This is a genomic window from Streptococcus sp. DD11 (assembly GCF_001578865.1).
GTDB lineage: Bacteria > Bacillota > Bacilli > Lactobacillales > Streptococcaceae > Streptococcus > Streptococcus panodentis.
The window spans coordinates 1-811 of the sequence record NZ_KQ969417.1 but is presented as its reverse complement, the minus strand read 5'-3'; the positions used below and the strand labels follow the sequence as shown (position 1 = coordinate 811).

The window sequence follows — 811 nt, the reverse complement described above, 5'->3', positions numbered from 1 at the left end:
CAACAGCGACCAAGAAAGCGGCACAGGTGTCGTCTTTACCAGAAATCCTGCTACCGGCGAGAACCGGCTCTTTGGTGAATTTCTGCTCAATGCTCAAGGAGAGGATGTCGTGGCCGGCATCCGGACGCCTGAACCTATCGCTGCCCTGCAGAAGAGCCTGCCCGATGCCTATGAAGACTTCCTCAAGTATGCTGCTATTCTGGAAAAGCACTACAAGGATATGCAGGACATCGAATTTACCATTGAAAAAGGCAAGCTCTATATTCTGCAGACCAGAAACGGCAAACGTACAGCCAAGGCCAGCCTGAAAATCGCTCTGGATCTGGTCAAGGAAGAGCTAATCAGTCAGCAAGAAGCGCTCCTGCGGGTCGCTCCTGCTACTATCAACCAGCTCATTCATCCGGTCTTTGAGGAAGAAGCGCTCGGTCAGGCCGCCCTTTTGGCTCAAGGTCTGCCAGCCAGCCCCGGAGCGGCCACCGGTGAGATTGTCTTTACAGCTGAACGAGCGAAAGAATGCCATTCCTTGGGCAAAAAGGTGATTTTGGTCCGTCAGGAAACCTCGCCTGAAGATATCGAGGGCATGGTCGTCAGTCAGGCGATTGTGACCAGCCACGGCGGTATGACATCCCATGCAGCTGTAGTCGCCAGAGGTATGGGAACCTGCTGCGTGGCCGGCTGCGGCGAGCTGACCATTCAGGAAGAAAATAAAACGCTGGTCTGCGGCAATGTTGTCCTGACCGAAGGAGCTCTTATCTCGGTGGATGGCAGTTCCGGCCGCATTTATCTGGGCGAAATCCCTACAGTGCTGGTG

The 811-nt window shown here is 54.4% G+C and carries 1 protein-coding gene; it reads left to right on the top strand.

Going from position 1 to position 811, the window contains the following annotated elements:
* On the top strand, positions 1-811 hold an 811-nt coding region (locus tag STRDD11_RS13175; RefSeq protein ID WP_241209469.1), incomplete at both ends, for a PEP-utilizing enzyme.